Genomic DNA, 25,016 nt, shown 5'->3' on the forward strand with positions numbered 1-25,016 from the left:
CAATAGGATAGAGACTCGTGACTCCAGCTGACCTTGCAGATCTCCTTCGTACCACCGCGGCGAAGGTGCTTGTCGAACGTGGACTGGACTCGTCGGTCCTGCCCGAGCAGGTCACAGTGGAGCGTCCGCGTAACCCCGAACACGGCGACTATGCCACGAATCTGGCCATGCAGGTGGCCAAGCGGGTGGGAACCAACCCGCGCGAGCTGGCCGGTTGGCTGGCCGAGGCGCTGTCGGCCACCGAGGGCATCGACGTCGCCGAGATCGCCGGCCCGGGCTTCCTCAACATCCGCCTAGGCGCTTCGGCGCAGGGCGTCATCGTCGAGCAGGTCCTCGCCGCGGGGCAGACCTACGGCACCGGTTCCGCGCTCACCGGTACCGAGATCAACCTCGAATTCGTTTCGGCCAACCCGACCGGTCCCGTGCACCTCGGTGGCACCCGCTGGGCCGCGGTCGGTGACGCGCTGGGCCGCATCCTGGCCGCGCAGGGCGCCGACGTGACCCGCGAGTACTACTTCAACGACAACGGCGCCCAGATCGACCGCTTCGCCCGGTCGCTGGTGGCGGCCGCGCTCGGTGAGCCGACTCCCGAGGACGGCTACGCCGGTGAGTACATCGCCGAGATCAGCGCGAGCATCCTCGCCGCGCACCCCGACGCTCTGGCCCTGCCCGCCGGTGAGCGTCATGAGCTGTTCCGTCGTGAAGGTGTGCAGCAGATGTTCGCCCAGATCAAGCAGGATCTGCACGACTTCGGCACCGATTTCGACGTGTACTTCAACGAGAGCGAACTGTTCGCCTCCGGCGCTGTCGACCGCGCTGTCGAAGAACTCAAGAACTCGGGCAACCTGTACGAGAAGGACGGCGCCTGGTGGATCGCGTCCACCGAGTTCGGTGACGACAAGGACCGTGTGGTCCTCAAGAGCGACGGCAACGCCGCCTACATCGCCGGTGACATCGCTTACTTCCAGAACAAGCGGGGCCGTGGCTTCGACCTGTGCATCTACATGCTCGGCGCCGATCACCACGGCTACATCGGCCGGCTCAAGGCCGCCGCGGCCGCGTTCGGGGACGATCCCGACACCGTCGAGGTGCTGATCGGGCAGATGGTGAACCTGGTCCGCGACGGCGAGGCCGTGAAGATGAGCAAGCGCGCGGGTACTGTGGTGACTCTCAACGACCTGGTCGAACAGATCGGGGTCGACGCCGCCCGCTATTCGCTGGTGCGTTCGTCGGTGAACTCGAGCATCGACATCGACCTGGACCTGTGGACCAAGGCGAGCAGCGAGAACCCGGTCTACTACGTGCAGTACGCGCACTCGCGGACCAACAGCATCATCGGCAACGCCGCCAAGTACCCCGAATTCGCCTCTGTCGCACCGGATTTCGCACTGATGACGTCGGCGCGCGAAGGTGACCTGATCCGTACCCTCGGCGACTTCCCGCGCGTGGTCGCCACCGCCGCCGAGACCCGCGAACCGCACCGGATCGCGCGCTACCTCGAGGAACTGGCCGGGGTGTATCACCCGTTCCAGTCCGACGACGACATGCGGGTGCTGCCCAAGGGTGACGACGCCGTCACCGGGCTCAACGCCGCACGCCTCGAACTGGTCAAGGCCACCCGCCAGGTGCTGGCCAACGGTCTGGCCCTGCTCGGCGTGAGCGCACCGGAGCGCATGTGAGCGCCCAAGACTTTTTCAGGAAGGACGCACGATGAGTGCACACCCGGCCGGTCCCCGGCACGCAGAGATCCCGCACGCGCCGAGTCTGCCCGAGCGCCCGACCGACCCCGGCGAGATGATCGAGCTTCCCGCCAACGTCTGGCCGCGTAATGCCACCCGCGATGCCGACGGTGTGGTCCGGCTGGCGGGTGTGCCGGTCACCGAGCTGGCCGAGCAGTACGGCACCCCGCTGTTCGTGATCGACGAGGACGACTTCCGCTCGCGCTGCCGCGACATGGTGCGCGCGTTCGGGCCCGATGCCCGCGTGCACTACGCGTCCAAGGCGTTCCTGTGCGGCGAGATCGCGCGCTGGATCCGTGACGAGGGCCTCTCACTCGACGTGTGCTCCGGTGGCGAACTGGCCGTCGCGCTGCACGCCGGTTTCCCGGCCGAGCGGATCGCGCTGCACGGCAACAACAAGTCCGTGCCCGAGCTCGAGGCTGCCGTCGCGGCCGGTGTCGGGCACGTGGTGGTGGACTCGCTCTACGAGATCGAGCGGCTCGAAGCCGTCGCCGGTGCCGCCGGGGTGCGCCAGGACGTGCTGGTCCGGGTCACCGTAGGTGTCGAGGCGCACACCCACGAGTACATCTCCACCGCCCACGAGGACCAGAAGTTCGGTTTCTCCATCGCCGGTGGCGACGCCATGGAGGCGCTGGCCCGCGTTTTCGACGCCGACAACCTGCGGCTGGTCGGGCTGCACAGCCACATCGGTTCCCAGATCTTCGAGCTCGACGGTTTCGAGATCGCCGCGCGCCGCATGCTCGGCCTGCTGCGCGCGGCCATCGACAAGTTCGGGATCGAACGCACCGCACAGATCTCCACCCTGGATCTGGGCGGTGGCCTCGGCATCTCCTACCTGCCCAGCGACAACCCGCCCCCGCTCGACGAGTTCGCCGCCAACCTGCGCAGCCTGGTCGCCGCCGAGGCCGCCCGCGCCGGGCTGCCCGTGCCGATCATCTCCGTGGAACCGGGTCGCGCCATCGCCGGTCCGGGCACGGTGACGCTCTACGAGGTGGGCACCATCAAGGACGTCGAGCTCGACGGCGGCGCGCGGCGTCGCTACGTGAGTGTCGACGGCGGGATGAGCGACAACATCCGCCCCGCCCTCTACCAGGCCGATTACGACTGCCGCCTGGTCTCGCGGTCCTCCGCGGCGCCCGCGGTCGTCGCGCGCGTGGTGGGCAAGCACTGCGAGAGCGGCGACATCGTCATCCGCGACACCTGGATGCCCGCCGACGCCGCCCCCGGCGATCTGGTTGCCGTCGCGGCGACCGGGGCGTATTGCTATTCGATGTCGAGCCGCTACAACCTGCTCACCCGGCCCGCCGTGGTCGCGGTGCGTGACGGTGTGGCCCGACTGATTCTGCGCCGGGAAACGGTGGCGGACCTGCTCAGCCTGGAGGTAGAAGGATGATCGGCACCAAGGAAGCGGGGCGCCCGCTGGGTGTGGCCGTACTCGGCATGGGCACGGTGGGTACCGAGGTGGTCCGGGTGCTGCGTGACCACGCCGATGACCTGCGCTCGCGCATCGGTGCGCCGCTGGTCCTGCGCGGGGTCGCGGTCCGCGATCTGAACAAGGACCGTGGGCTGCCCGCCGAATTGCTCACCACCGACGTCGAGGCGCTGCTGGCTCGCGACGACGTCGACCTGGTGGTCGAGGTCATGGGTGGGATCGACCCGGCCCGCAAGCTCATCGGCGCGGCGCTGCGGGCGGGCAAGTCCGTGGTCACCGCGAACAAGGCGCTGCTGGCCGACTACACCGGTGAGCTGGCCGCCGCCGCCGAGGGCAGCCGCGCCGACCTGTACTTCGAGGCCGCCGTGGCCGGGGCGATCCCGGTGGTGCGCCCGCTGATCCAGTCGCTCTCGGGCGACCGGGTGAACAAGGTCGTCGGCATCGTCAACGGCACCACGAACTTCATCCTCTCCGCGATGGACGAGACCGGCGCCGCCTACGACGACGTGCTCGCCGAGGCCACCGACCTGGGCTACGCCGAGGCCGACCCCACTGCCGACGTCGAGGGCTACGACGCCGCCGCCAAGGCCGCCATCCTGGCTTCGCTGGCCTTCCACACCCGGGTGACCGCGGCCGACGTGCACCGTGAGGGCATTTCCCGGATCACCGCCGAGGACCTCGAGACCGCGTCGGCGGTGGGCTGCACGATCAAGCTGCTCGCCATCTGCGAGCGGGTGTCGGCCGGTCCGGGTGAGCCCACCTCGTCCGAGGGCGGCAAGGACCGCGTCTCGGTGCGCGTGTACCCGGCGCTCATCCCGCGCAAGCACCCGCTGGCCTCGGTCAACGGTGCCTTCAACGCGGTGGTCGTCGAGGCCGACAACGCCGGTCGCCTGATGTTCTACGGGCAGGGTGCCGGCGGTGCGCCGACCGCCTCGGCGGTGCTGGGCGATCTGGTGATGGCCGCGCGCAACAAGTTCTACGGCGGCCGCGCTCCCGGCGAATCGGTCTATGCTGAACTGCCGATCGCGCCGATCGGTGACACCCCCACCCGCTACCACGTGAACCTGCAGGTGGAGGATCGTCCCGGCGTGCTCGCCGCGGTCGCCGACACCTTCGCCCAGCACGGGGTGAGCATCTCCACGGTGCGGCAGGAAGGCCACGGCGACGGTGCCCGGCTCGTGGTCGTCACCCACCATGCGGTGGAGTCGTCGCTGGCCGATACTGTCGCGGCGTTGGCGGAGATGGACTCCGTCACCGCGGTGACCAGTGTTCTCAGGCTGGAAGGCACCGAAGAACAATGAGTCGGAAAGTGCGCGGCGTCGCCGACATCCGAATCGATAGGTATTCCGGCGGCCTGTGCGCACACGGTCGCTTCCAGACCGAAGGAACGCAGGCATGAGCTCACCGTCAACTGGCATCGCCCCGCAGCTCGGGGTGCACTCCCGCTGGCCCGGTCTGATCGCGGCTTACCGTGATCGGCTCGCCGGTGCGGCCGACTGGGAGCCGGTGACCCTGTTCGAGGGCGGTACCCCGCTGGTCCCCGCCACGCACCTGTCCGAGCTCACCGGGTGTGAGGTGTACCTCAAGGTCGAGGGCGCCAACCCGACCGGTTCGTTCAAGGACCGCGGCATGACCATGGCGATGACCGACGCCAAGTATCGCGGCCAGCAGGCCGTGTTGTGCGCGTCGACCGGCAACACCTCGGCCTCGGCCGCGGCGTACGCCACCCGCGCCGGCATGGAATGCGCGGTGCTGATCCCGCAGGGCAAGATCGCGATGGGCAAGCTGGCCCAGGCCGTGATGCTCGGCGCCAAGATCATCCAGGTCGAGGGCAACTTCGACGACTGCCTCGAGCTGGCTCGCAAGGTGACCGCGGAGTTCCCGCAGGTCGGCCTGGTGAACTCGGTGAACCCAGCCCGGATCGAGGGGCAGAAGACCGCCTCGTTCGAGATCTGCGACGTACTGGGCAAGGCGCCCGATGTGCACGTGCTGCCGGTGGGCAACGCGGGCAACATCACCGCCTACTGGCGCGGATACCGTGAGTACCACGCCGACGGCATCACCTCGGTGCTGCCGCGCATGCTCGGTGTGCAGGCCGCGGGCGCCGCTCCGCTGGTCAACGGCGCGCCGGTGAAGGACCCCGAGACCATCGCCACCGCCATCCGGATCGGCGCCCCGGCGTCGTGGAACGGCGCCGTGGAGGCCAAGGAGCAGTCCGGTGGCGCCTTCCGCGCGGCCACCGACGACGAGATCCTGGCCGCCTACCGTCTCGTCGCCGCCACCGAGGGCGTGTTCGTCGAGCCCGCTTCGGCCGCGAGCGTGGCCGGGCTGCTGGCCGCGCGCAAGGAAGGCTGGCTGGATTCGGGCCTGACCGTGGTGTGCACCGTCACCGGCAACGGCCTCAAGGACCCCGACAACGCACTGGCCGGGATGCCCGAGGTGAAGCCGATCGGCATCGACCCGGTGGCGATCGCCCGCGAACTCGAGCTGGCCTGAGTTGACCGCGCACGAGCCCACGCTGATGACAGCGACGCTGCCCGCCGGTCTCGAAGTGACCGTGCGTGTCCCGGCTTCCACCGCCAATCTCGGGCCCGGATTCGATTGCCTCGGAATGGCTTTGGGCCTTTATGACGAAATCGTCGTGCGCACCACCGATTCGGGTCTGCGGATCCGGGTCGAGGGTGAGGGCTCCGACGACGTCCCTTGGGGCCCCACGCATCTGGTGGTGCGTGCGGTCGAGCGTGGGCTGGAATCGCTCGGCGTCTGGGCCGACGGCCTCGATGTGGTGTGCCGCAACGTGATTCCGCATTCGCGCGGGCTCGGCTCCAGCGCTTCGGCCGTGGTCGGTGGCCTGGCCGCCGGTGCGGGCCTGGCCGGGAAGTTCGACCCGGAGCTACGCCTGGACGACGATCGTCTGGTGCAGCTGGCCTCGGAGTTCGAAGGTCATCCCGACAACGCCGCCGCCAGCGTGCTCGGTGGAATCGTGGTGTCGTGGACCGAGATCGCCGAGGACCAGACCCGTTCCTACCGGGCCGTGCGGTGTGCGCCCGCGGCCGCGCTGCGGCCGGTGGTGCTCATTCCGCAGGTGCGGTCCTCCACCGCGCACACTCGCGGGTTGTTGCCCGAGCAGGTGCCCCACGGTGACGCGGCGTTCAACGTGAGCCGGGCGGCACTGGCGGTCGTGGCGCTGACCGAGCGCCCCGATCTGCTGATGCCGGCCACCGCCGACCGGTTGCATCAGGCCCAGCGTGCACCCGCGCTACCGCTCACCACGGCCTGGATCGAGCGCCTGCGCGCAGCCGGAATCGCGGCGACGGTCTCGGGTGCCGGCCCGACGATTCTCGCGCTGGCAACCGAGGAATTCCCCGCTGACCTGCGTAAACAGGCCGAAGAAGATGGTCTGCGCGTGATCGAGCCCGGCATCGCCGACGGGGTGTCGATCGACTGACGGCGTGCCTGCCTTGCCGTTGTTCGCAATGGGCAGCTATTCTGTGCATGTCCGTACATCGTGCGCATCAGACGCCGGTGCTTCATCAGGGCAATCGCTCCCCTTACCACTTTCTTCTGGTGGCGAAGCCTCCGGTCCGGCGGGGCGGGTAGTACGGCGCAGGCGTCGGTGATAGACGCGTAATCCGAGCTCGGCATGTGTTGCCGGGTCTACGGAACGAACCCTCGACTCAGCACACGGCATTCGAGGGAAGGAAAGGACTTCCGTGACAGAAACGGACCTGCTCGCGACACCCGGGGTGGATTCCAACCCTACGAACTCGGGCGGCCGCGAAAGTGAATCCGGACAGATTTCGAAAATGAGCGAACACACAGACGTCGCACGATCGGGGCTGACTGGAATGCTGTTGCCGCAGTTGCGTGCACTCGCGGGGGAACTCGGTATCCGAGGCACCTCCGGAATGCGCAAGGGTGATCTCATCGCCGCAATCAAGGAAAATCAGGCCGGTGCGCCTGCCAAGGGTGACAAGCCCGCCGAGGCCGCCGCCGTGACGGCCGACGCGCAGGCGTCAACCAAGACGGAAGCGCCCGCCAAGTCCGAAGCACGCGCCAAGAACGACGCGCCCGCCAAGACGGACAAGCCCGCCAAGGCCGACAAGCAGGCCGCGCCCGCTGAGAAGCCGGCCGCCGCCGAGTCCGAGCCCGTCGCGGCTCCGGCTGAGCAGGCCAAGACCGAGTCGACCAAGCCGGAGCAGGCAAAGCCGGAGCAGGCCAAGGCCGATGCTCCCGCCGAAGCCGGCGAGGAGTCGGGTCGCGAAGGCGGTCAGCGTGGCCGTGGCAGGCAGCGTCGTGGTCGTGACCAGGCCCGTTCCGGTGGTGGCGACAACGCCCCCGCCGAGAACCGTGCCGAGGAGCCCAAGCAGGCCGACAAGGCCGACTCGGGTGACCAGGGTGAACGCAGGCGCGACCGCAACAGCGGTGACCGTGGCGATCGCAACGATCGTTCCGGCGGTGAGCGCAACGACCGTTCCGGTGGTGGCGATCGCAACCAGAACGACCGCAACGACCGCAACGACCGCAACCAGGGCGGCAACGCCGGTGGCAATCGCGGTCCGCGTGACGACCGTGACCGCGGCGGTGACGACGAAGAAGGTGGCCGCGGCCGCCGGGGGCGTCGGTTCCGTGAGCGTCGTCGTGGTCGTGACCGCGACGGTGGCACCGGTGGTGGCGGTGGCGGCGAGGCCCGCGACTTCGAGATCCGCGACGACGACGTCCTGCAGCCGGTCGCCGGCATTCTCGACGTGCTCGACAACTACGCGTTCGTGCGGACCTCCGGCTACCTGGCCGGACCCAACGACGTGTACGTGTCGATGAACCTGGTGCGCAAGAACGGCCTGCGCCGCGGTGACGCGATCACCGGCGCGGTGCGTGCCCCACGTGACGGCGAGCAGAACAACCAGCGCCAGAAGTTCGACCCGCTGGTGCGCCTGGACACCGTCAACGGTGGTGAGGTGGACGCGGCCAAGCGCCGCCCCGACTTCCAGAAGCTCACCCCGCTGTACCCGAACCAGCGCCTGCGTCTGGAAACGACGCAGAACAAGCTGACCACGCGTGTGATCGACCTGATCATGCCGATCGGTAAGGGCCAGCGTGCGCTGATCGTGTCTCCGCCCAAGGCGGGTAAGACCACGATCATGCAGGACATCGCCAACGCGATCGCGATCAACAACCCCGAGTGCTACCTCATGGTCGTGCTGGTCGACGAACGTCCCGAAGAGGTCACCGACATGCAGCGTTCGGTGAAGGGTGAGGTCATCGCCTCCACCTTCGACCGGCCGCCGGGCGACCACACCTCGGTCGCCGAGCTCGCCATCGAGCGCGCCAAGCGCCTGGTGGAAATGGGCAAAGACGTTGTGGTGCTGCTCGACTCGATCACCCGATTGGGTCGTGCCTACAACAACTCCTCGCCCGCCTCGGGTCGCATCCTCTCCGGTGGTGTCGATTCGACCGCGCTGTACCCGCCCAAGCGGTTCCTCGGCGCGGCCCGCAACATCGAGAACGGTGGCTCGCTCACCATCATCGCCACGGCGATGGTGGAGACCGGCTCCACCGGCGACACGGTGATCTTCGAAGAGTTCAAGGGCACCGGCAACGCCGAGCTCAAGCTCGACCGTAAGATCGCCGAGCGCCGGGTGTTCCCCGCGGTGGACATCAATCCGTCCAGCACCCGTCACGACGAGCTGCTGCTCTCGCCCGACGAGATGGCGGTGGTGCACAAGCTGCGCCGCGTGCTCTCCGGGCTGGATTCGCACCAGGCGATCGACCTGCTGATGGATCGTTTGAGGAAGTCGAAGAACAACCTCGAGTTCCTGATGACGGTCTCCAAGACCGCGCCGGGCGCGATCGAGGACTGATCGGCCGATTTCGACAGCAGAAGGGCTCCGCTTCGGCGGGGCCCTTTCTGTTTGCGGGGAACAATGCGGGGGTAGGGGGTGTTCTCTGAGTGTGCGGTCGGATCTGGCATACTGGACCGCTGTGTGTCTGCGAGTTCGCCGACATTCCGCCTAGTCGGTTCCGGTTCACGTACTCCACTCCATGGAGCTACGACCCGGCGACCATTATCGAGAGGACGCCCATGAAGGCAGGAATCCACCCCACGTATGTCGACACCACCGTTGTGTGTGGTTGCGGCAACACCTTCCAGACTCGCTCCACCAAGGAGTCCGGCCAGATCAGCGTCGAGGTCTGCTCGCAGTGCCACCCGTTCTACACGGGCAAGCAGAAGATCCTCGACACCGGCGGCCGCGTGGCTCGCTTCGAGGCTCGCTACGGCAGGCGTGCAGGCAAGAAGGCCGACGCCGACAGCTAGTTGCCTCTCCCGACGCCCGGTCCTGCTCAGCAGGCCGGGCGTTGTCATTGGCGGCGCGGGTTCTCACTTCTTCGTCGCACCCTCCGCTCAGTCCAGATCGAGGCGGCCGAGAACGGCCTTCGGCCTGGAAAGACTCCAGCCGTCCTCTTCAAGTAGGAGTTCAACGCATGGCCGATCAGACGGCCCCGTCCGCCATCGACGACATCCTTGCCGAGTATCACGGGCTGGAGACGCAGCTGGCCGATCCGTCGTTGCACAACGACGCGGGCGCGGCTCGCCGGGTGGGTAAGCGGTTCGCCGAGCTGGCGCCGGTGATGAGCACCTACCGCAAGCTGGCGGCCGTGCGCGACGATCTCGAGGCCGCCCGGGAACTGGCCGCCGACGATGCCACCTTCGCCGCGGAAGTGCCCGGTCTGCAGGCTCAGCTCGCCGAGCTCGAACAGGCGCTGGCCGACCTGCTGGCCCCGCGCGACCCGCACGACGGCGACGACGTGGTGCTCGAGGTGAAGTCCGGTGAGGGCGGCGAGGAGTCGGCGCTGTTCGCCGCCGACCTGGCGCGCATGTACATCCGTTACGCCGAGCGGCACGGTTGGAAGGTCGAGACGCTCGACGTCACCTATTCCGACCTGGGCGGGTACAAGGACGCAACACTGTCGATCAAGAGCCGTGACGCCGCGCGCGACGGTGTGTGGTCACGGTTCAAGTTCGAGGGCGGGGTGCACCGGGTGCAGCGCGTGCCGGTGACCGAGTCGCAGGGCCGCATCCACACTTCCGCGGCCGGCGTGCTGATCTACCCCGAGCCCGACGAGGTCGAGCAGGTGCAGATCGACGAGACCGACCTGCGTATCGACGTCTACCGGTCCTCGGGCAAGGGTGGCCAGGGTGTCAACACCACCGACTCCGCGGTCCGGCTCACCCACCTGCCCTCGGGCATCGTGGTGACCTGTCAGAACGAACGGTCCCAGCTGCAGAACAAGGCGCGCGCCATGCAGGTGCTCGCCGCGCGGTTGCAGGCGCTGGCCGAGGAGCAGGCCGACCAGGAGGCCGCGGCGGGCCGGGCCAGCCAGATCCGCACCGTCGACCGTTCCGAACGCATCCGCACCTACAACTTCCCGGAGAACCGGATCGCCGACCACCGCATCGGCTTCAAGGCGCACAACCTCGACGCCGTGCTGGCCGGTGACATGGACGCCTTGCTCGACGCGCTCGGCAAAGCCGACCGCGAGGCCCGGATGGCGGCCGAGTAACCGGCATGAGTGGGCAGTGCGCCCGGCAGGCAGCGAGTGTGACCACGGAGGGCGCGACATGTCGAATGATTCGCTGACCGAGCGGATTCGGTTGCGTCCCCTGATCGTCGCCGCCGCGACGCGACTGGCCGAGGCGGGTGTCGGTTCACCCATGACCGATGCCGAGCACCTCGCCGCCCACGTACTCGGCGTGGAGCGGATGCGCTTGGCTCTGGTGCCGATGGTCGACGACGACGTGGCGGCCCGGTTCGAGCAGTTGATCGAGCAGCGTGCTGCGCGAGTCCCGTTGCAGCACTTGACCGGGACCGCGTCGATGGGCGAGATCGACCTGTCCGTGGGCCCCGGGGTGTTCGTGCCGCGCCCGGAGACCGAACTGCTGTTCGCCTGGGCGCTGGGCTTCCTGGAGACACACGGCCACGCGCACGCGCCGATCGTGGTCGACCTGTGCACAGGATCGGGTGCCCTGGCTCTGGCCATCGCCTACGCCCGCCCCGACGCCCTGGTCCACGCCGTCGAACTCGACCGGGACGCGCTGCGCTGGGCCCGCCGCAACGCCGACGCCCGCATCGCAGCCGGCGACACCCCCATCACCCTGCACCACGGTGATGTCACCGACCCGTTCGTGGTCTCGGACCTGACTGCGCGCGCCGACCTGGTGGTGGCGAACCCGCCCTACATCCCCGCGGCCGCGACCCTGGACCCCGAGGTCGCCGACCACGATCCCCACCGCGCCCTGTTCGGCGGTGCCGACGGCCTCGACGTCATCCGCGCGATGGTCCCCACCGTCGCCCGATTACTGCGCCCCGGCGGCGCCACGGCCATCGAACACGACGACACCAACGGTGCCGGTGTCGCCGCCCTGCTCCGGCGGCAAGGCGACTTCACCGACATCGAGCAGCACCAGGACCTCGCGGGCAGACCACGCTTCGTCGTAGCGACCAAGGCCGGACGCTGACCGCTCAGGCGCCGTTGTCGATCTGAGCGAGCGCGTGGGCCACCGGCACTTCGTACTGCGCGCAGAGGTGCTCGCTCGCCGTACCGGCGAGCACGCGTAGCTCGACCTCGGCGTTCTCCTCCGCGCCGATGGCGATGATGCCTTTCAGGGTTTCGACGGTGGCGCCGCGGTTGTCGAAGGCGTCGCAACTCAGGTACCCGATTTCGAGCATGCGCTCGTCGGTCCACCAATACAGCGACGGCGAGGACTGACGCGATTCCTCCAGGAACCGGTCCTGCTCCGGTGGGCCCGCCGCGTTCCCGGTCGCGGCACAGGTGCCGAGCACGGCGGCGGCCAAAAATGTTGTGGCACAGATACGTCGGATCATCATCGGTGGTTTCCCTCTCCCTTTGTTGCGGTGACAGTAGCGAAGGAGTCCGACAAGGTTTGCGTCATCCCGAATTTCTGTGCAGCGGGCCCAGCGGTGAGCGAACCGAGGGCAGCGTGACAGGATGGGCCGGTGAGTACCGTCTACGACTGTGCCGAACCGGCGTCTCGGGCCGCGGGGATCACCGCCGCGACCAGCGCACTGAAGTCCGGGCGCTTGGTCGTCATGCCGACCGACACCCTCTACGGTCTGGCCGCCGACGCCTTCGATTCCGCCGCTGTGGGCGACCTGCTGGCCGCCAAGCGCCGCGGTCGCGACATGCCCGTCCCGGTGCTGGTCGGTTCCTGGCACACCATCGACGGGCTGGTGTTCTCGGTGCGCCCGCAGGCGCGTGAACTGATCCGCGCCTTCTGGCCCGGTGCGCTGAGTCTGGTTGTGCAAGCGGCGCCTTCGCTGGCCTGGGACCTCGGTGACACCCGCGGCACGGTGATGCTGCGTATGCCGTTGCATCCGGTGGCGCTGGAGTTGTTGCGTGAGGTGGGTCCGCTGGCGGTGTCGAGCGCCAATGTGTCGGGGCAGCCGCCCGCCGCCACCGTCGAGCAGGCGCGCGAGCAGCTGGGTTCGCTGGCGAGCGTGTACCTCGACGGCGGTCCGGCCGAGCACGCCGTGGCCTCCACGATTGTCGATCTCACCGCGGATCAGCCGCGGGTGTTGCGGGAAGGTGCGGTGCCGGTGGCCGAGATCGCGGAGGTGCTCGGAATGGCGCCCGACGCGCTGATCAGCGCCGCCCAACGGTGATCGCCCGGCGCCCATGAGCTCTGTCGTTCCCCTGCGCGAGCTGCTGCTCGTGCTGCTCGTCTCGGCCACGGTGACATTCCTGGCCACCGGTGGTGTGCGGGTACTGGCCATCGGTTTCGGCGCGGTCGCGGTGCCGCGTGAACGTGATGTGCACGTGAAGCCGATTCCGCGAATGGGTGGCGTCGGCATGTACGTCGGCGTCGTGGCCGCGGTGCTGTTCGCCCACCAGCTACCGGCGCTGCGGCGTGGTTTCGATTACGCGCCCGATATTCCGGCGGTGCTGGTGGCGGCCACGATCATCGTGCTCGTCGGCATCGTCGACGACCGCTGGGGACTGGACGCGCTCACCAAATTCGCGGGGCAGGTGACCGCCGCCGGTGTCATGGCCGTGATGGGCCTGAGCTGGTACGTGATCTACGACCCGTTCAACGACACCACCGTGGTACTCGACGCCCTGCAGGGCGGTCTGGTGACGGTGGGCATCACCGTCACCCTGGTGAACGCGATGAACTTCGTCGACGGATTGGACGGTCTGGCGGCCGGGCTCGGTCTGATCTGCGCGGTGGCCGTTTTCGTGTTCACCGTCGGTTTGCTCTACGACCAGGGCGGCTCGGTCGACACCTATCCGCCCGCGTTGCTGGCCGCCGCGCTGGCCGGTGCGTGTCTCGGATTTCTTCCGCACAATTTCTCGCCCGCCCGAATATTCATGGGCGACACCGGCTCGATGATGATCGGGTTGATGCTGGCCGCGGTTTCCACCGGTGCGTCGGGCCGAATTCCGCTGCAGGGTTATGGCCCGCGCGACATTGTGGGTTTGCTCTCGCCGCTGCTGCTGGTCGGCGCGGTGATGTTCATTCCGGTGCTGGATCTGTTGCTGGCGATCGTGCGGCGCGTACGGGCCGGCGTGAGTTTTTCCACACCGGACAAAATGCATCTGCACCATCGGTTGCTACAGATCGGCCATTCCCAGCGCCGCGTCGTTCTGCTGATCTATTTGTGGGTCGGTGTGCTGGCCTTCGGCGCGGTGGGCACTTCGCTGATGGATCGGCGGCTGGTGGTGTTGCTGGTCGCGGGCGGATTGGTGTTCGCGCTGGTAGTAACCGCGATCCCGTCCATGCGGCGCACAGAGACGGCCCAACGCTGAGTTCGACGTGCAAGGTAAAGTGCGGGCCGTGAGCTTTACACCCGAAACCGTGCCCGGCCCAGACGCTCCGTTGCGCGCCGCGCTGCGCTACGGCCTGATCGGTCTGGGCGTACTGGTGGTCGTGGCGGTGGCGATCGCCTCGCTCGTCGCCGGGCTGCCCGGCCTGTGGGGTGCGCTGCTCGGCGCCGCGATCGGTGGTGGGTTCATCCTCACCACGGTCGTTTCGGTGCTGTTGGGCGCCAAGCTGCCGCCGAGTACGGCGGGCATGGTCATGCTGGTCAGCTGGGTCGGCAAGCTGCTGGTCGTGCTGGTCGTGGTCGGTGTGCTCAACCAGTTCGACTTCTACAGCAGGCCCGCGCTGTTCTTCACCGTGGTGGGAGCCTTGCTGATCGTGCTGGGTGCCGAGACGTACGGCGTTGTGAGCCACAAGGTTCCGTACGTCACGACACGCGCGGGAGACGGCGAAACGGCCTCCGAACAGGAATAATCTCACCCAGCTACGCACTGTCGTAGATAGCTTGGTAAAGTGTTGGTAAGCAAGTACCCAAGCTGGGGGCGCGGTCCGACAACTCAGGGCTTTGCCTCGAGTTACCAGGGGGGATCACCGAGATCCCACCGGGGGCCGCTATGCTTACTGCCGATCCGGGTGGAATATGCCCGGTTGAAGCATGTCGACGATGTCGCCGACGCCGAACAGCAGCCGATACGGGTTCACCTCCGTTCGAGCGGCTGTCGAATTTCGAGCCGACCTGAGTCGACCCCATTGATCGTCAATGTCCGATCGAACCGCGGGAATGACAGTCGTACCCGCGGCCCGAACACGGGAGAGAACGCTGAGCGTCATCACTTTGGCGGCGGGCGAGTTCCACGCGCCATCGCTGTCCGACTTCTTCCCTCCAGCGGTGCTGTTCGAGGGTACGCCGTTCGAACTCGATCGCCTGATGCTGGTCCGGCTGTTGATGACCGCCGTACTGGTGGCCGTCTTCTGGCTGGCTTTCCGCTCGCCGAAGATCGTGCCGCGCGGCCTGCAGAATGTGATGGAAGCCGGTGTGGTTTTCGTCAAGGAGCAGATCGCCGACGAGGTACTCGGCAAGGAATCCGGTAAGAAGTTCCTCCCGCTGCTTGCGACGATCTTCTTCACGGTTCTCTTTCTGAACTTCTCCGGTGTGATTCCAGGGTTGAACATCTCGTCGAACGCGCGCATCGGCATGCCGCTGGTGCTGGCCGCGATCGTCTATATCGTCTACAACTACGTCGGCATCCGGAAGTACGGGTTCTTCTCCTACATCCGGCACAGCATCGTCGTTCCCGACGTGCCGATCGCGCTGCACGTGCTGCTGATCCCGATCGAGTTCATCTCGACCTTCATCCTGCGCCCGTTCACGCTGACCGTCCGTCTCATGGCCAACATGCTGGCCGGGCACATCATGCTGGTGCTGTTCTTCAGCGCGACCTGGTTCTTCCTGTTCGATGCCACCGCGTGGATGAAGGTCTTCTCGCCCTTCTCGCTGCTCGCGGCGATCGGCTTCACGCTGTTCGAACTGCTGGTCATCTTCCTGCAGGCCTACGTTTTCGCGCTGCTGGCCGCTGTCTACATCGGCCAGTCGCAGCACGCTGCCGACCACTGACCTGACTGAACAAACGACCGGAAACCTGCTACACACGCCGACCGGCGGGTGAGCAACAGAAAGGGAAAGATTCATGAGCCTCGCTTACCTGGCCCAGGAAGCCGCGACCACCGAGAGCACCTTCAAGGGCTTCGGCGCCATCGGCTACGGCCTCGCTGCGATCGGCCCCGGCATCGGCGTCGGCATCGTCGTCGGTAAGGCCATCGAAGGCATCGCGCGCCAGCCCGAGCTGTCCGGCCAGATCCGTACCACCATGTTCCTCGGTATCGCGTTCACCGAAGCCCTGGCACTGATCGGCCTCGTCGCCGGCTTCATCTTCTGATTCCGATGCGCGAAATCATGATGCTCGCTGCCGAAGGGGGAGAGGATGTGAATCCTCTCGTCCCCGCAACGTACGACATCGTCTGGTCCATCGTCTGTGTCATCATCATCGGTCTGCTGTTCTGGAAGTACGTGATCCCACGTGTGACCAAGACCCTCGAAGAGCGCACGGACAAGATCGAAGGCGGTATCGCCAGGGCCGAAGCAGCCCAGGCCGAAGCCCAGCAGACGCTGCAGCAGTACCAGCAGCAGCTGGCCGACGCCCGGCTCGAGGCCGCACGAATCCGCGAGGATGCGCGCACCCAGGGTCAGCAGATCCTCGCGCAGATGCGCACGGATGCCCAGGCCGAAAGCGACCGTATCGTCGCCGCCGGTCATTCCCAGCTGGAAGCCCAGCGCCAGCAGATCCTGACGGAGCTGCGTTCCGATGTCGGCCGTACGGCCGTCGAACTGGCCGAGAAGATCATCGGTCAGTCGGTTTCGGACGAAGCCAAGCAGGCGGCGTCGATCGACAAGTTCCTCAAGGAGCTCGACGACACCGACGCCATCGGGGTCGGAAGGTAGCGACGCGAAAGTGAGAAGCATGTACGCAGCGAGCCGCGAGGCCAGTGCCCGGTCTCGCGAGGCGCTTCGGGTCGCACTGACCGGAAGCGAAACTGTTGCGGCCACAACGGGGTCGGAACTGTTCGCCGTTGTCGCCGTGCTGGACGACCAGCGTTCGCTGCGTGTGGCGCTCGCGGACGCCTCGGTGCCGGGTTCGGCGCGCGCTGAACTCAGCGAGCGGATCTTCGGCGGCAAGGTCAGCGCTGCCACGCAGGCAGTGCTGACCACCGCGGTGGCGCAGAACTGGTCCCGCACCCGTGACCTGGTCGAAACTCTGGTGCTGCTCGGGCAGGAGGCTCTGCTGGAGTCCGCCGCCGACGGTGGCCGCCTCGACGCGGTGGAAGACGAGCTGTTCCGGCTCGGCCGGATCATCGCCGACAACCCGCAGCTGGAGCAGGCACTGACCGATCAGACCAAGCCCGCCTCGGCGCGGCGCGAGCTGATCGAGCGGTTGCTCACCGGCAAGGCCGAGCCGACCACACTGGCGCTGGCCGAGCAGGCGGTGACCCGGCTGCGGACCAACAACATCGGCGTCGCCTTCGACGCCCTGTCCGATCTGGCGGCGGCCCGTCGTGACCAGATCGTCGCCCACGCGCACTCCGCGGTCGCGCTGACCGATCAGCAGAAGGGCAAGCTCGCCGCTTCCCTGCAGCGGATCTACGGCAAAGCGGTCACCGTGCACGTGCAGGTCGACCCGACGCTGCTGAGCGGCGTCGTCGTACGCGTCGGAGACGACGTCATCGACGGCAGCGCCACCGGCCGCCTGGAGAAACTGCGCCGGGCGATGTCCTGACCGGGACACCGCTTCGCAGTTCATCTTCAACCCCCGACATTCGAGACCACAGCGAGAGCAGGAACAACATGGCGGAGCTGACGATCTCCTCCGACGAGATCCGTAGCGCGATCGAGAGCTACACCCAGAGCTACACCCCGGAAACCTCCATCGAAGAGGTCGGTCTCGTGACCGACACCGCCGACGGCATCGCGCACGTCAGCGGTCTGCCTTCGGCGATGGCCAACGAGCTGCTCGAGTTCCCGGGCGGCGTCCTGGGCGTCGCGCTGAACCTCGAGGACACCGAGATCGGTGCCGTCATCCTCGGCGAGTACGCCTCGCTGGAAGAGGGCCAGCAGGTTCGCCGCACCGGCGACGTGCTCTCGGTCCCCGTGGGCGACAACTTCCTCGGTCGCGTCGTCGACCCGCTCGGCGCGCCGATCGACGGCCTGGGCGAGATCGAGTCCGACGAGCGCCGTGTGCTGGAGCTGCAGGCCGCGTCCGTGCTGGAGCGTCAGCCGGTCGAGGAGCCCCTGGCCACCGGTATCACCGCGATCGACGCGCTGACCGCTATCGGCCGTGGCCAGCGTCAGCTGATCATCGGCGACCGCAAGACGGGTAAGACCGCCGTCGCGATCGACGCGATCCTGAACCAGAAGGCGAACTGGGAGACCGGCGACCCGAACAAGCAGGTGCGCTGCATCTACGTGGCCATCGGCCAGAAGGGTTCCACCATCGCGGGCGTCAAGTCCGCGCTGGAGGAGCACGGCGCGCTGGAGTACACCACCATCGTCGCCGCGCCCGCCTCGGACTCCGCCGGCTTCAAGTGGCTGGCTCCCTACACCGGTTCGGCGCTGGGCCAGCACTGGATGTACCAGGGCAAGCACGTCCTCATCGTGTTCGACGACCTGACCAAGCAGGCCGAGGCCTACCGCGCCATCTCGCTGCTGCTGCGTCGCCCGCCGGGCCGTGAGGCGTACCCCGGTGACGTCTTCTACCTGCACTCGCGTCTGCTGGAGCGTTGCGCGAAGCTGTCCGACGAAATGGGCGGCGGTTCGATGACCGGTCTGCCGATCATCGAGACCAAGGCCAACGACGTGTCGGCGTTCATCCCGACCAACGTCATCTCCATCACCGACGGCCAGGTCTTCCTCGAGTCCGACCTGTTCAACAAGGGCGTCCGTCCGGCGATCAACGTCGGTACCTCGGTCTCCCGTGTCGGTGGCGCCGCCCAGACCAAGGCCATGAAGAAGGTCGCCGGTTCGCTGCGTCTGGAAATGGCCCAGTACCGCGAGCTGGAGGCGTTCTCCGCCTTCGCCTCCGACCTGGATGCCGCTTCGCTGGCCCAGCTCGAGCGTGGCGCCCGCTGGGTGGAGCTGCTCAAGCAGGATCAGTACTCCCCGGTTTCGGTCGAGGACCAGGTCGTCTCGATCTACCTGGTCGACGCCGGCTTCTACGACACCGTGCCGGTCGGCGACGTGCGTCGCTTCACCGCCGAGCTGCTCGAGCACCTGCACAGCTCCACGCAGAGCTCCTTCGACGCGCTCGAGGGTGGCAGCAAGCCGCTCGGTGGCACCGAGGCCGCTTCGGCCATCGAGGCCGAGACCGACAAGTTCAAGCAGGGCTTCCTGGCTTCCGACGGCAGCCGCATCGTGAACGAGGCCGCCCCCGGCGATCTGGACCACGAAGAGGTCGAGTCCCTGTCGGTCACCCGCAAGCACGTCGACAAGTAAGCCGGGCGGGACTATGTCGGCAATTTCGAATCTGGCGAATGAGGGGAGTGTGAACCGCTGATGGCAAGTTTGCGTGAATTGCGCTCCCGCATTCGTGGTGTGAATTCGATCAAGAAGATCACCAAGGCCCAGGAGCTGATCGCGACCTCGCGAATCTCCAAGGCCCAGGCCAGGGTGGCGGCGGCCAAGCCGTATGCCGAGGAGATCACCAAGGTCCTCGGTGAACTGGCGAGCGCCTCGAAGAACCTGTCGCACCCGCTGCTGACCGAGCGTCCCAACGCTCGGCGGGCCGCGGTCCTGGTGATCACCAGTGACAGCGGCATGTGTGGTGGCTACAACTCGAACGTGCTCAAGCGCGCCGAGGAGCTCATGACCACCCTGCGTGGCGAGGGCAAGGAGCCGGTGCTGTACGTGATGGGCAACAAGGGCCTCACGTACTACAAGTTCCGCGACCGTCCCTACCAGGCGTCGTGGACCGGTTTCTCCCAGCAGCCCAAGTACACCGATGCCACCGCCGCGTGCGGGCATCTGGTGGAGGCCTTCATGGCCGGCTCCGACGGCGAGGTCGCCTCGCTCGACGGCAGCGGGAACATCGAAGGCGTCGACGAGTTGCACATCGTCTACACCAAGTTCGTGTCGATGCTGACCCAGACCCCGGAGGTGCGCCGCCTGGCGCCGATCCAGGTCAGCTTCGTCGACGAGAACTACGAGGTCGGCGACGACATGATGTCGGACTCGCCGAACGCGGCGGTGACGGCACAGTACGAGTTCGAGCCCGACGCCGACGTGCTGTTGGGGGCGCTGTTGCCCAAGTACGTCAACACGCGTATCTACGCATCGTTGCTCGAGGCAGCGGCATCCGAGTCCGCGGCTCGGCGCACCGCAATGAAGGCGGCCACCGACAACGCCAACGAGCTGGCCAATGTGCTCCAGCGCGAGGCGAACTCGGTGCGTCAGGCTCACATCACGCAGGAAATCAGCGAAATCGTCGGCGGCGTCAACGCGCTGGCGTCGAGCTCGGACCGCGACTAAGAAGCGCAGGAAGAGAACCAATCTAATGACCGCAGCTGTCACTCAGGACAACGCGAAGAAGGCGGGCGAAACCGCTGGTCGCGTCGTCCGTGTCATCGGCCCCGTCGTGGACGTCGAGTTCCCGCGTGGTGCCCTCCCCGAGCTGTTCAACGCTCTGCACTCCCACATCGAGCTGCCGTCGGTGGCCAAGACGCTGACCCTCGAGGTCGCCCAGCACCTCGGCGACAACATCGTGCGCACCATCTCGATGCAGCCGACCGACGGCCTGGTCCGTGGCGCGACCGTCACCGACACCGGCAAGCCGATCTCGGTGCCCGTCGGTGACGTCGTCAAGGGCCACGTGTTCAACGCCCTCGGTGACTGCCTCGACACTCCCGGCCTCGGCCGTGAGGGTGAGCAGTGGGGCATCCACCGGCAGCCGCCGAGCTTCGACCAGCTCGAGGGTAAGACCGAGATCCTCGAGACCGGCATCAAGGTCATCGACCTGCTGACCCCGTACGTCAAGGGCGGCAAGATCGGTCTGTTCGGTGGTGCCGGTGTCGGCAAGACCGTGCTGATCCAGGAGATGATCACCCGTATCGCTCGTGAGTTCTCGGGCACCTCGGTGTTCGCGGGCGTCGGTGAGCGTACCCGTGAGGGCACCGACCTCCGTCTGGAAATGGAAGAGATGGGCGTCCTGCAGGACACCGCCCTCGTCTTCGGCCAGATGGACGAGCCGCCGGGCACGCGTATGCGCGTGGCCCTGTCGGCGCTGACCATGGCGGAGTACTTCCGCGATGTCCAGCACCAGGACGTGCTGCTCTTCATCGACAACATCTTCCGTTTCACCCAGGCCGGTTCCGAGGTCTCGACCCTGCTGGGTCGTATGCCTTCGGCCGTGGGTTACCAGCCGACGCTGGCGGACGAGATGGGTCAGCTCCAGGAGCGCATCACCTCGACCAAGGGTCGCTCGATCACCTCGCTGCAGGCGATCTACGTCCCCGCCGACGACTACACCGACCCGGCGCCGGCGACCACCTTCGCCCACCTGGACGCGACGACCGAGCTTTCGCGCCCGATCTCGCAGAAGGGCATCTACCCGGCCGTCGACCCGCTGACCTCGACCTCTCGTATCCTCGAGGCCTCGATCGTCGGCGATCGCCACTTCCGGGTCGCCAACGAGGTCAAGCGGATCCTGCAGAAGTACAAGGAACTGCAGGACATCATCGCGATCCTCGGTATGGACGAGCTCTCCGAAGAGGACAAGGTCCTCGTCGGTCGCGCCCGTCGCCTGGAGAAGTTCCTCGGTCAGAACTTCATCGTCGCCGAGAAGTTCACCGGCCAGGTCGGCTCGGTCGTTCCGCTGGAACAGACCATCGACGACTTCGACCGTGTCTGCAAGGGCGAGTTCGACCACTTCCCGGAGCAGGCGTTCAACTCCTGCGGTGGTCTCGACGACGTCGAGGCAGCCGCGAAGAAGATCCTCGGGAAGTAGTCCACTATGGCGGAGATGACAGTTGATCTCGTAGCTGTCGAACGCAAGCTCTGGTCCGGCCAGGCTTCGTTCGTCAGTGCGCAGACCACCGAGGGTCAGATCGGCATCATGGCAGGCCATGAGCCGCTGCTCGGTCAGCTCGTCGAGGGCGGCACGGTGACCATCGTGACCACCGACGGCGAGCGGATCGTGGCCGCGGTGCACGGCGGCTTCTTCTCGGTGACCGCCGATACCGTCCGGGTGCTGGCCGAGTCCGCGGATCTCGCGGCCGAGGTCGACGTCGAGGCGGCACGCAAGATGCTGGCCGAGGGCGGTGCCGACGAGGCGCAGCTGCGCGCGGCCCAGGGTCAGGTGCGCGCCGTCGAGGCGACCGCGACTTCCTGATCGCAATACAGCACAGCACTGTCGGCGACGAACTTCGAGTTCGTCGCCGACAGTGCTGTCTGCGGGGTCATGACCGATCCGGGCGAAGCCGCCGCCGCCGGACGTGATTGAATGACGTGCGGGGGTGTCTTGGACACCGCGGAGCGAAAGGGCGTACGGCATTGCAGACCGGGATGGTTCTCCTGATCATTCTGGTGCTGACGCTCGTGTTCGTAGCCGGTGCTTCCACCTACCGGTTGATGATGTTGCGCCGGGGCGGCACGGCCGCGCTGCTGCGGGTGTTGCCCGCGCGTGGCGGCCAGGGTTGGCGCCACGGCCTCATCCGCTACGACGAGGATCGTCTCGTCTTCTTCAAATTGACCAGCCTGAAGTTCGGCCCCGACAGCACCGTGCACCGGCAGGGCCTCGAGATCGTCGAGCGCAGGCATCCACAGGGCGATGAATTCGACATCATGAGCGATGACATCGTCGTGGTGGCCGTCACCGATCCGCAGGCCGGCTTCGAGCTGGCCCTCGACCGCGGCTCGATGGCGGCTTTTTTGTCCTGGGTCGAGTCCCGTCCTTCCGACCGCGCCCAGCGCAAGGGCCCGACCTGACGTGCAGAGCGACAGCTGAGCGAGGCAAGCACATGGGTAACTCTTCGGGTGAGCCGGAGTCGGCGCGTTCCGGCGTGCATCTGACGCGGATCTACACCCGCACCGGCGACGACGGCACCACCGGCCTCAGCGATTTCTCACGCGTGGCCAAAACCGATGCCCGGTTGGTCGCCTACGCCGACTGCGACGAGGCCAATGCCGCGATCGGTGTCGCGGTCTCGCTCGGCGCACCGAGCCCGGAGATCCTGTCGGTACTGCGCCAGATCCAGAACGATCTGTTCGACGCGGGCGCGGACCTGTCCACTCCCGTGGTCGCCGAGCCGAAGTATCCGCCCCTGCGTATCACCCAGGACTACATCGACCGGCTCGAAGCCTGGTGCGATGAGTTCAATGCCGATCTGGCGCCGTTGAATTCGTTCATCCTGCCCGGCGGCACGCCGTTGGCGGCGCTGTTGCACACCGCACGTACCGTGGCGCGCCGCGCCGAACGTTCGGCATGGGCCGCCGTCGACGCTCACCCCGACGACACCGGCGTGTTGCCCGCCAAGTACCTCAATCGCCTCTCGGACCTGCTGTTCATCCTGAGCCGGGTGACCAACCCCGACGGTGACGTGCTGTGGCAGCCCGGCGGCGGCCGTACGCGCTGAAAGCGGCTCAGCGACCCGATGATCCGGTTGTTTGGTGGCAGGGGGGCGTGTCGTGGCGCCACGGTCGATAAGCTGGCGTGGTGAGCGAACGGTTTCTGGTCTCCGGCGGTAATCAGCTCGTCGGCGAAGTCGCGGTAGGCGGCGCGAAGAACAGTGTGCTGAAGCTGATGGCCGCCGCGTTGCTGGCCGAGGGTACGACCACCATCACCAACTGCCCGGACATCCTCGATGTGCCGCTGATGGCCGATGTGCTGCGCGGGCTCGGCTGCGATGTGACCATCTCCGACGATGTCGGCGGCGACAACTCGGTGGTGACCATCGATACCCCCGCCGAACCCAAGTACCACGCGGATTTCCCCGCGGTGACCCAGTTCCGCGCGTCGGTGTGTGTACTCGGTCCGCTGATGGCGCGCTGTAAGCGTGCGGTGGTGGCGTTGCCCGGCGGTGACGCGATCGGTTCGCGTCCGCTGGACATGCATCAGGCCGGTCTGCGCCTGCTCGGTGCCACCAGCGAGATCGAACACGGCTGCGTGGTGGCCCGCGCCGACGAGCTGCAGGGTGCGCGGATCCGCCTCGACTTCCCGTCGGTCGGCGCGACCGAGAACATCCTGATGGCCGCGGTCCTGGCCGAGGGGGAGACGGTCATCGACAACGCGGCGCGCGAGCCCGACATCGTCGACCTGTGCACCATGCTCGTGCAGATGGGTGCGCGGATCGACGGTGCCGGTTCCTCGGTGCTCACAGTGCAGGGCGTGAAGAGCCTGTCACCGACCACGCACCGGGTGATCGGCGACCGCATCGTCGCCGCCACCTGGGGAATCGCCGCCGCGATGACCACCGGCGATGTCCGGGTCACCGGGGTGAACCCGAAGCACCTGGCGCTGGTACTGGACAAGCTGCGTTCGGCCGGAGCTCGGATCTCCTATGAACCCAATGGTTTCCGTGTGGTGCAGGCCGAGCGTCCGCGCGCGGTGAACTTCGCAACGCTGCCGTTCCCGGGTTTCCCCACCGACCTGCAGCCGATGGCGATCGGCCTGGCCGCCATCGCCGACGGCACGTCGATGATCACCGAGAACGTCTTCGAGGCCCGGTTCCGCTTCGTGGAGGAGATGATCCGGCTCGGTGCCGACGCCCGCACCGACGGCCACCACGCCGTAGTCCGCGGCATCCCGCGCCTGTCCAGCGCCCCGGTCTGGTCTTCCGACATCCGCGCCGGCGCCGGCCTGGTCCTGGCGGGCCTGGTCGCCGACGGTGTCACCGAGGTGCACGACGTGTTCCACATCGACCGCGGCTACCCCCGGTTCGTCGAGCAGATGCAGGCGCTCGGTGGCCGGGTCGAACGTGTGACGACGCCGAAATAGCGTTCTGACCAGCCGATTTGACTTCGTGTTGGTCGGCACGTAACTTTATTCGAGTCAGAGCGACACGGACGCCGACCCGGACACACAGTGACCGGGACAACGAGGTAGGACGTTGAGCGCCTGACTGATCATGTGTTCAGGGCTACACGGTGCGGAACTTGCTTCCGGCGGTGTGTCTGGGCTATGTTGGAACTCTTGCTTCACCGAAACCCCGACGAGTAGTTGCGGGTAGGAGTGTGTGCGTGTGTTCTTTGAGAACTCAATAGTGTGTCGATGAATGTCAGTGCCAATATTATTATTGGTTCCAACCTTCGCGTACCCCCCGGTCGTGGGAGGTTGGACATTGAAAAACAACAGCGAATCTTGATTTGCTGGTGTTTGGCTTTGCTAGATTTTCGGACTCTAGTTTAGATATTTCTGATTCGTGTCTTTCGGGGCATGGTTCAAGAGTCTTCAACGGAGAGTTT

General features: G+C 67.0%; 24 protein-coding genes. 23 read left to right on the forward strand and 1 reads right to left on the reverse strand.

Annotation, left to right across the window (positions count from 1 at the left end; all coding sequences use genetic code 11):
• Positions 1–17 precede the first annotated feature (17 nt).
• The 9 genes from argS (at position 18) to prmC (ending at position 11,689) form a co-directional block, all read left to right on the forward strand.
• Positions 18–1,679 (forward strand): arginine--tRNA ligase, encoded by a 1,662-nt coding sequence (gene argS, locus ACFO5K_RS26595; RefSeq protein WP_378568541.1) that lies wholly within the window; start codon positions 18–20, stop codon positions 1,677–1,679.
• 31 nt (positions 1,680–1,710) lie between these two features.
• Complete coding sequence (lysA, locus tag ACFO5K_RS26600; RefSeq protein WP_378568543.1) at positions 1,711–3,132, forward strand: diaminopimelate decarboxylase; 1,422 nt, start codon at positions 1,711–1,713, stop codon at positions 3,130–3,132.
• Positions 3,129–4,472 carry a homoserine dehydrogenase gene (locus ACFO5K_RS26605; RefSeq protein WP_378568545.1) on the forward strand — a complete coding sequence of 448 codons (1,344 nt, stop codon included), beginning with the start codon at positions 3,129–3,131 and terminating at the stop codon, positions 4,470–4,472. Before lysA ends, ACFO5K_RS26605 begins: the two co-directional genes overlap by 4 nt.
• 94 nt (positions 4,473–4,566) lie before the next feature.
• Positions 4,567–5,667, forward strand: coding sequence for a threonine synthase (gene thrC / locus ACFO5K_RS26610; protein ID WP_378568547.1), 1,101 nt, complete (start codon positions 4,567–4,569; stop codon positions 5,665–5,667).
• Positions 5,668–5,692: 25 nt separating this feature from the next.
• Complete coding sequence (thrB, locus tag ACFO5K_RS26615) at positions 5,693–6,619, forward strand: homoserine kinase (protein ID WP_378568596.1); 927 nt, start codon at positions 5,693–5,695, stop codon at positions 6,617–6,619.
• A gap of 358 nt (positions 6,620–6,977) precedes the next feature.
• Entirely contained in the window at positions 6,978–9,032 is a 2,055-nt protein-coding gene (gene rho, locus ACFO5K_RS26620) for a transcription termination factor Rho (protein WP_378568549.1), read from the forward strand.
• A gap of 221 nt (positions 9,033–9,253) precedes the next feature.
• A complete protein-coding gene (rpmE, locus tag ACFO5K_RS26625) occupies positions 9,254–9,487 on the forward strand; it encodes a 50S ribosomal protein L31 (protein ID WP_378568551.1) in 234 nt (77 codons plus the stop codon).
• A 167-nt stretch (positions 9,488–9,654) separates the two neighbouring features.
• The gene (gene prfA / locus ACFO5K_RS26630; protein ID WP_378568553.1) at positions 9,655–10,734 is read left to right on the forward strand and encodes a peptide chain release factor 1; all 1,080 of its coding nucleotides are present in this window, start codon (positions 9,655–9,657) and stop codon (positions 10,732–10,734) included.
• A 58-nt stretch (positions 10,735–10,792) separates the two neighbouring features.
• Positions 10,793–11,689 (forward strand): peptide chain release factor N(5)-glutamine methyltransferase, encoded by an 897-nt coding sequence (prmC, locus tag ACFO5K_RS26635; protein ID WP_378568555.1) that lies wholly within the window; start codon positions 10,793–10,795, stop codon positions 11,687–11,689.
• Positions 11,690–11,693: 4 nt separating this feature from the next.
• On the opposite strand, the gene ACFO5K_RS26640 is transcribed toward prmC, so the two are convergent.
• Positions 11,694–12,059, reverse strand: coding sequence for a hypothetical protein (locus ACFO5K_RS26640; RefSeq protein ID WP_378568557.1), 366 nt, complete (start codon positions 12,057–12,059; stop codon positions 11,694–11,696).
• 129 nt (positions 12,060–12,188) lie between these two features.
• On the opposite strand from ACFO5K_RS26640, the gene ACFO5K_RS26645 reads away from it, so the two are divergent.
• The 14 genes from ACFO5K_RS26645 to murA all read left to right on the forward strand — a co-directional run bounded on the left by ACFO5K_RS26645 (position 12,189) and on the right by murA (position 24,549).
• Positions 12,189–12,854, forward strand: coding sequence for an L-threonylcarbamoyladenylate synthase (locus ACFO5K_RS26645; protein WP_378568559.1), 666 nt, complete (start codon positions 12,189–12,191; stop codon positions 12,852–12,854).
• 13 nt (positions 12,855–12,867) lie between these two features.
• The gene (locus ACFO5K_RS26650) at positions 12,868–13,998 is read left to right on the forward strand and encodes an MraY family glycosyltransferase (protein WP_378568561.1); all 1,131 of its coding nucleotides are present in this window, start codon (positions 12,868–12,870) and stop codon (positions 13,996–13,998) included.
• A gap of 19 nt (positions 13,999–14,017) precedes the next feature.
• The gene (locus ACFO5K_RS26655; RefSeq protein ID WP_378568598.1) at positions 14,018–14,485 is read left to right on the forward strand and encodes a hypothetical protein; all 468 of its coding nucleotides are present in this window, start codon (positions 14,018–14,020) and stop codon (positions 14,483–14,485) included.
• 286 nt (positions 14,486–14,771) lie between these two features.
• Positions 14,772–15,626 carry a F0F1 ATP synthase subunit A gene (gene atpB / locus ACFO5K_RS26660; RefSeq protein WP_378568563.1) on the forward strand — a complete coding sequence of 285 codons (855 nt, stop codon included), beginning with the start codon at positions 14,772–14,774 and terminating at the stop codon, positions 15,624–15,626.
• Between the two features lie 73 nt (positions 15,627–15,699).
• Positions 15,700–15,948: an ATP synthase F0 subunit C gene (locus ACFO5K_RS26665; RefSeq protein WP_056817903.1), complete on the forward strand. Its 249-nt coding sequence runs from the start codon at positions 15,700–15,702 to the stop codon at positions 15,946–15,948.
• 5 nt (positions 15,949–15,953) lie between these two features.
• On the forward strand, positions 15,954–16,511 hold the full coding sequence (locus ACFO5K_RS26670) for a F0F1 ATP synthase subunit B (RefSeq protein WP_378568565.1): 558 nt from the start codon (positions 15,954–15,956) through the stop codon (positions 16,509–16,511).
• 19 nt (positions 16,512–16,530) lie between these two features.
• Positions 16,531–17,343 carry a F0F1 ATP synthase subunit delta gene (locus ACFO5K_RS26675; protein ID WP_378568567.1) on the forward strand — a complete coding sequence of 271 codons (813 nt, stop codon included), beginning with the start codon at positions 16,531–16,533 and terminating at the stop codon, positions 17,341–17,343.
• Positions 17,344–17,411: 68 nt separating this feature from the next.
• The gene (gene atpA / locus ACFO5K_RS26680) at positions 17,412–19,055 is read left to right on the forward strand and encodes a F0F1 ATP synthase subunit alpha (RefSeq protein WP_378568569.1); all 1,644 of its coding nucleotides are present in this window, start codon (positions 17,412–17,414) and stop codon (positions 19,053–19,055) included.
• Positions 19,056–19,115: 60 nt separating this feature from the next.
• Complete coding sequence (locus ACFO5K_RS26685) at positions 19,116–20,087, forward strand: F0F1 ATP synthase subunit gamma (protein ID WP_378568571.1); 972 nt, start codon at positions 19,116–19,118, stop codon at positions 20,085–20,087.
• Between the two features lie 25 nt (positions 20,088–20,112).
• Positions 20,113–21,561 carry a F0F1 ATP synthase subunit beta gene (atpD, locus tag ACFO5K_RS26690; RefSeq protein WP_378568573.1) on the forward strand — a complete coding sequence of 483 codons (1,449 nt, stop codon included), beginning with the start codon at positions 20,113–20,115 and terminating at the stop codon, positions 21,559–21,561.
• 6 nt (positions 21,562–21,567) lie between these two features.
• Positions 21,568–21,945, forward strand: a complete 378-nt coding sequence (locus ACFO5K_RS26695; RefSeq protein WP_378568575.1) for a F0F1 ATP synthase subunit epsilon — start codon at positions 21,568–21,570, stop codon at positions 21,943–21,945.
• Positions 21,946–22,118: 173 nt separating this feature from the next.
• On the forward strand, positions 22,119–22,541 hold the full coding sequence (locus tag ACFO5K_RS26700) for a DUF2550 domain-containing protein (RefSeq protein WP_378568577.1): 423 nt from the start codon (positions 22,119–22,121) through the stop codon (positions 22,539–22,541).
• Positions 22,542–22,573: 32 nt separating this feature from the next.
• The gene (locus ACFO5K_RS26705) at positions 22,574–23,188 is read left to right on the forward strand and encodes a cob(I)yrinic acid a,c-diamide adenosyltransferase (protein ID WP_378568579.1); all 615 of its coding nucleotides are present in this window, start codon (positions 22,574–22,576) and stop codon (positions 23,186–23,188) included.
• 80 nt (positions 23,189–23,268) lie between these two features.
• Positions 23,269–24,549: a UDP-N-acetylglucosamine 1-carboxyvinyltransferase gene (murA, locus tag ACFO5K_RS26710; protein ID WP_378568582.1), complete on the forward strand. Its 1,281-nt coding sequence runs from the start codon at positions 23,269–23,271 to the stop codon at positions 24,547–24,549.
• Positions 24,550–25,016 lie beyond the last annotated feature (467 nt).

Origin of the sequence: Nocardia halotolerans (genome assembly GCF_042650145.1) — a bacterium.
GTDB classification, from domain to species: domain Bacteria; phylum Actinomycetota; class Actinomycetes; order Mycobacteriales; family Mycobacteriaceae; genus Nocardia; species Nocardia halotolerans.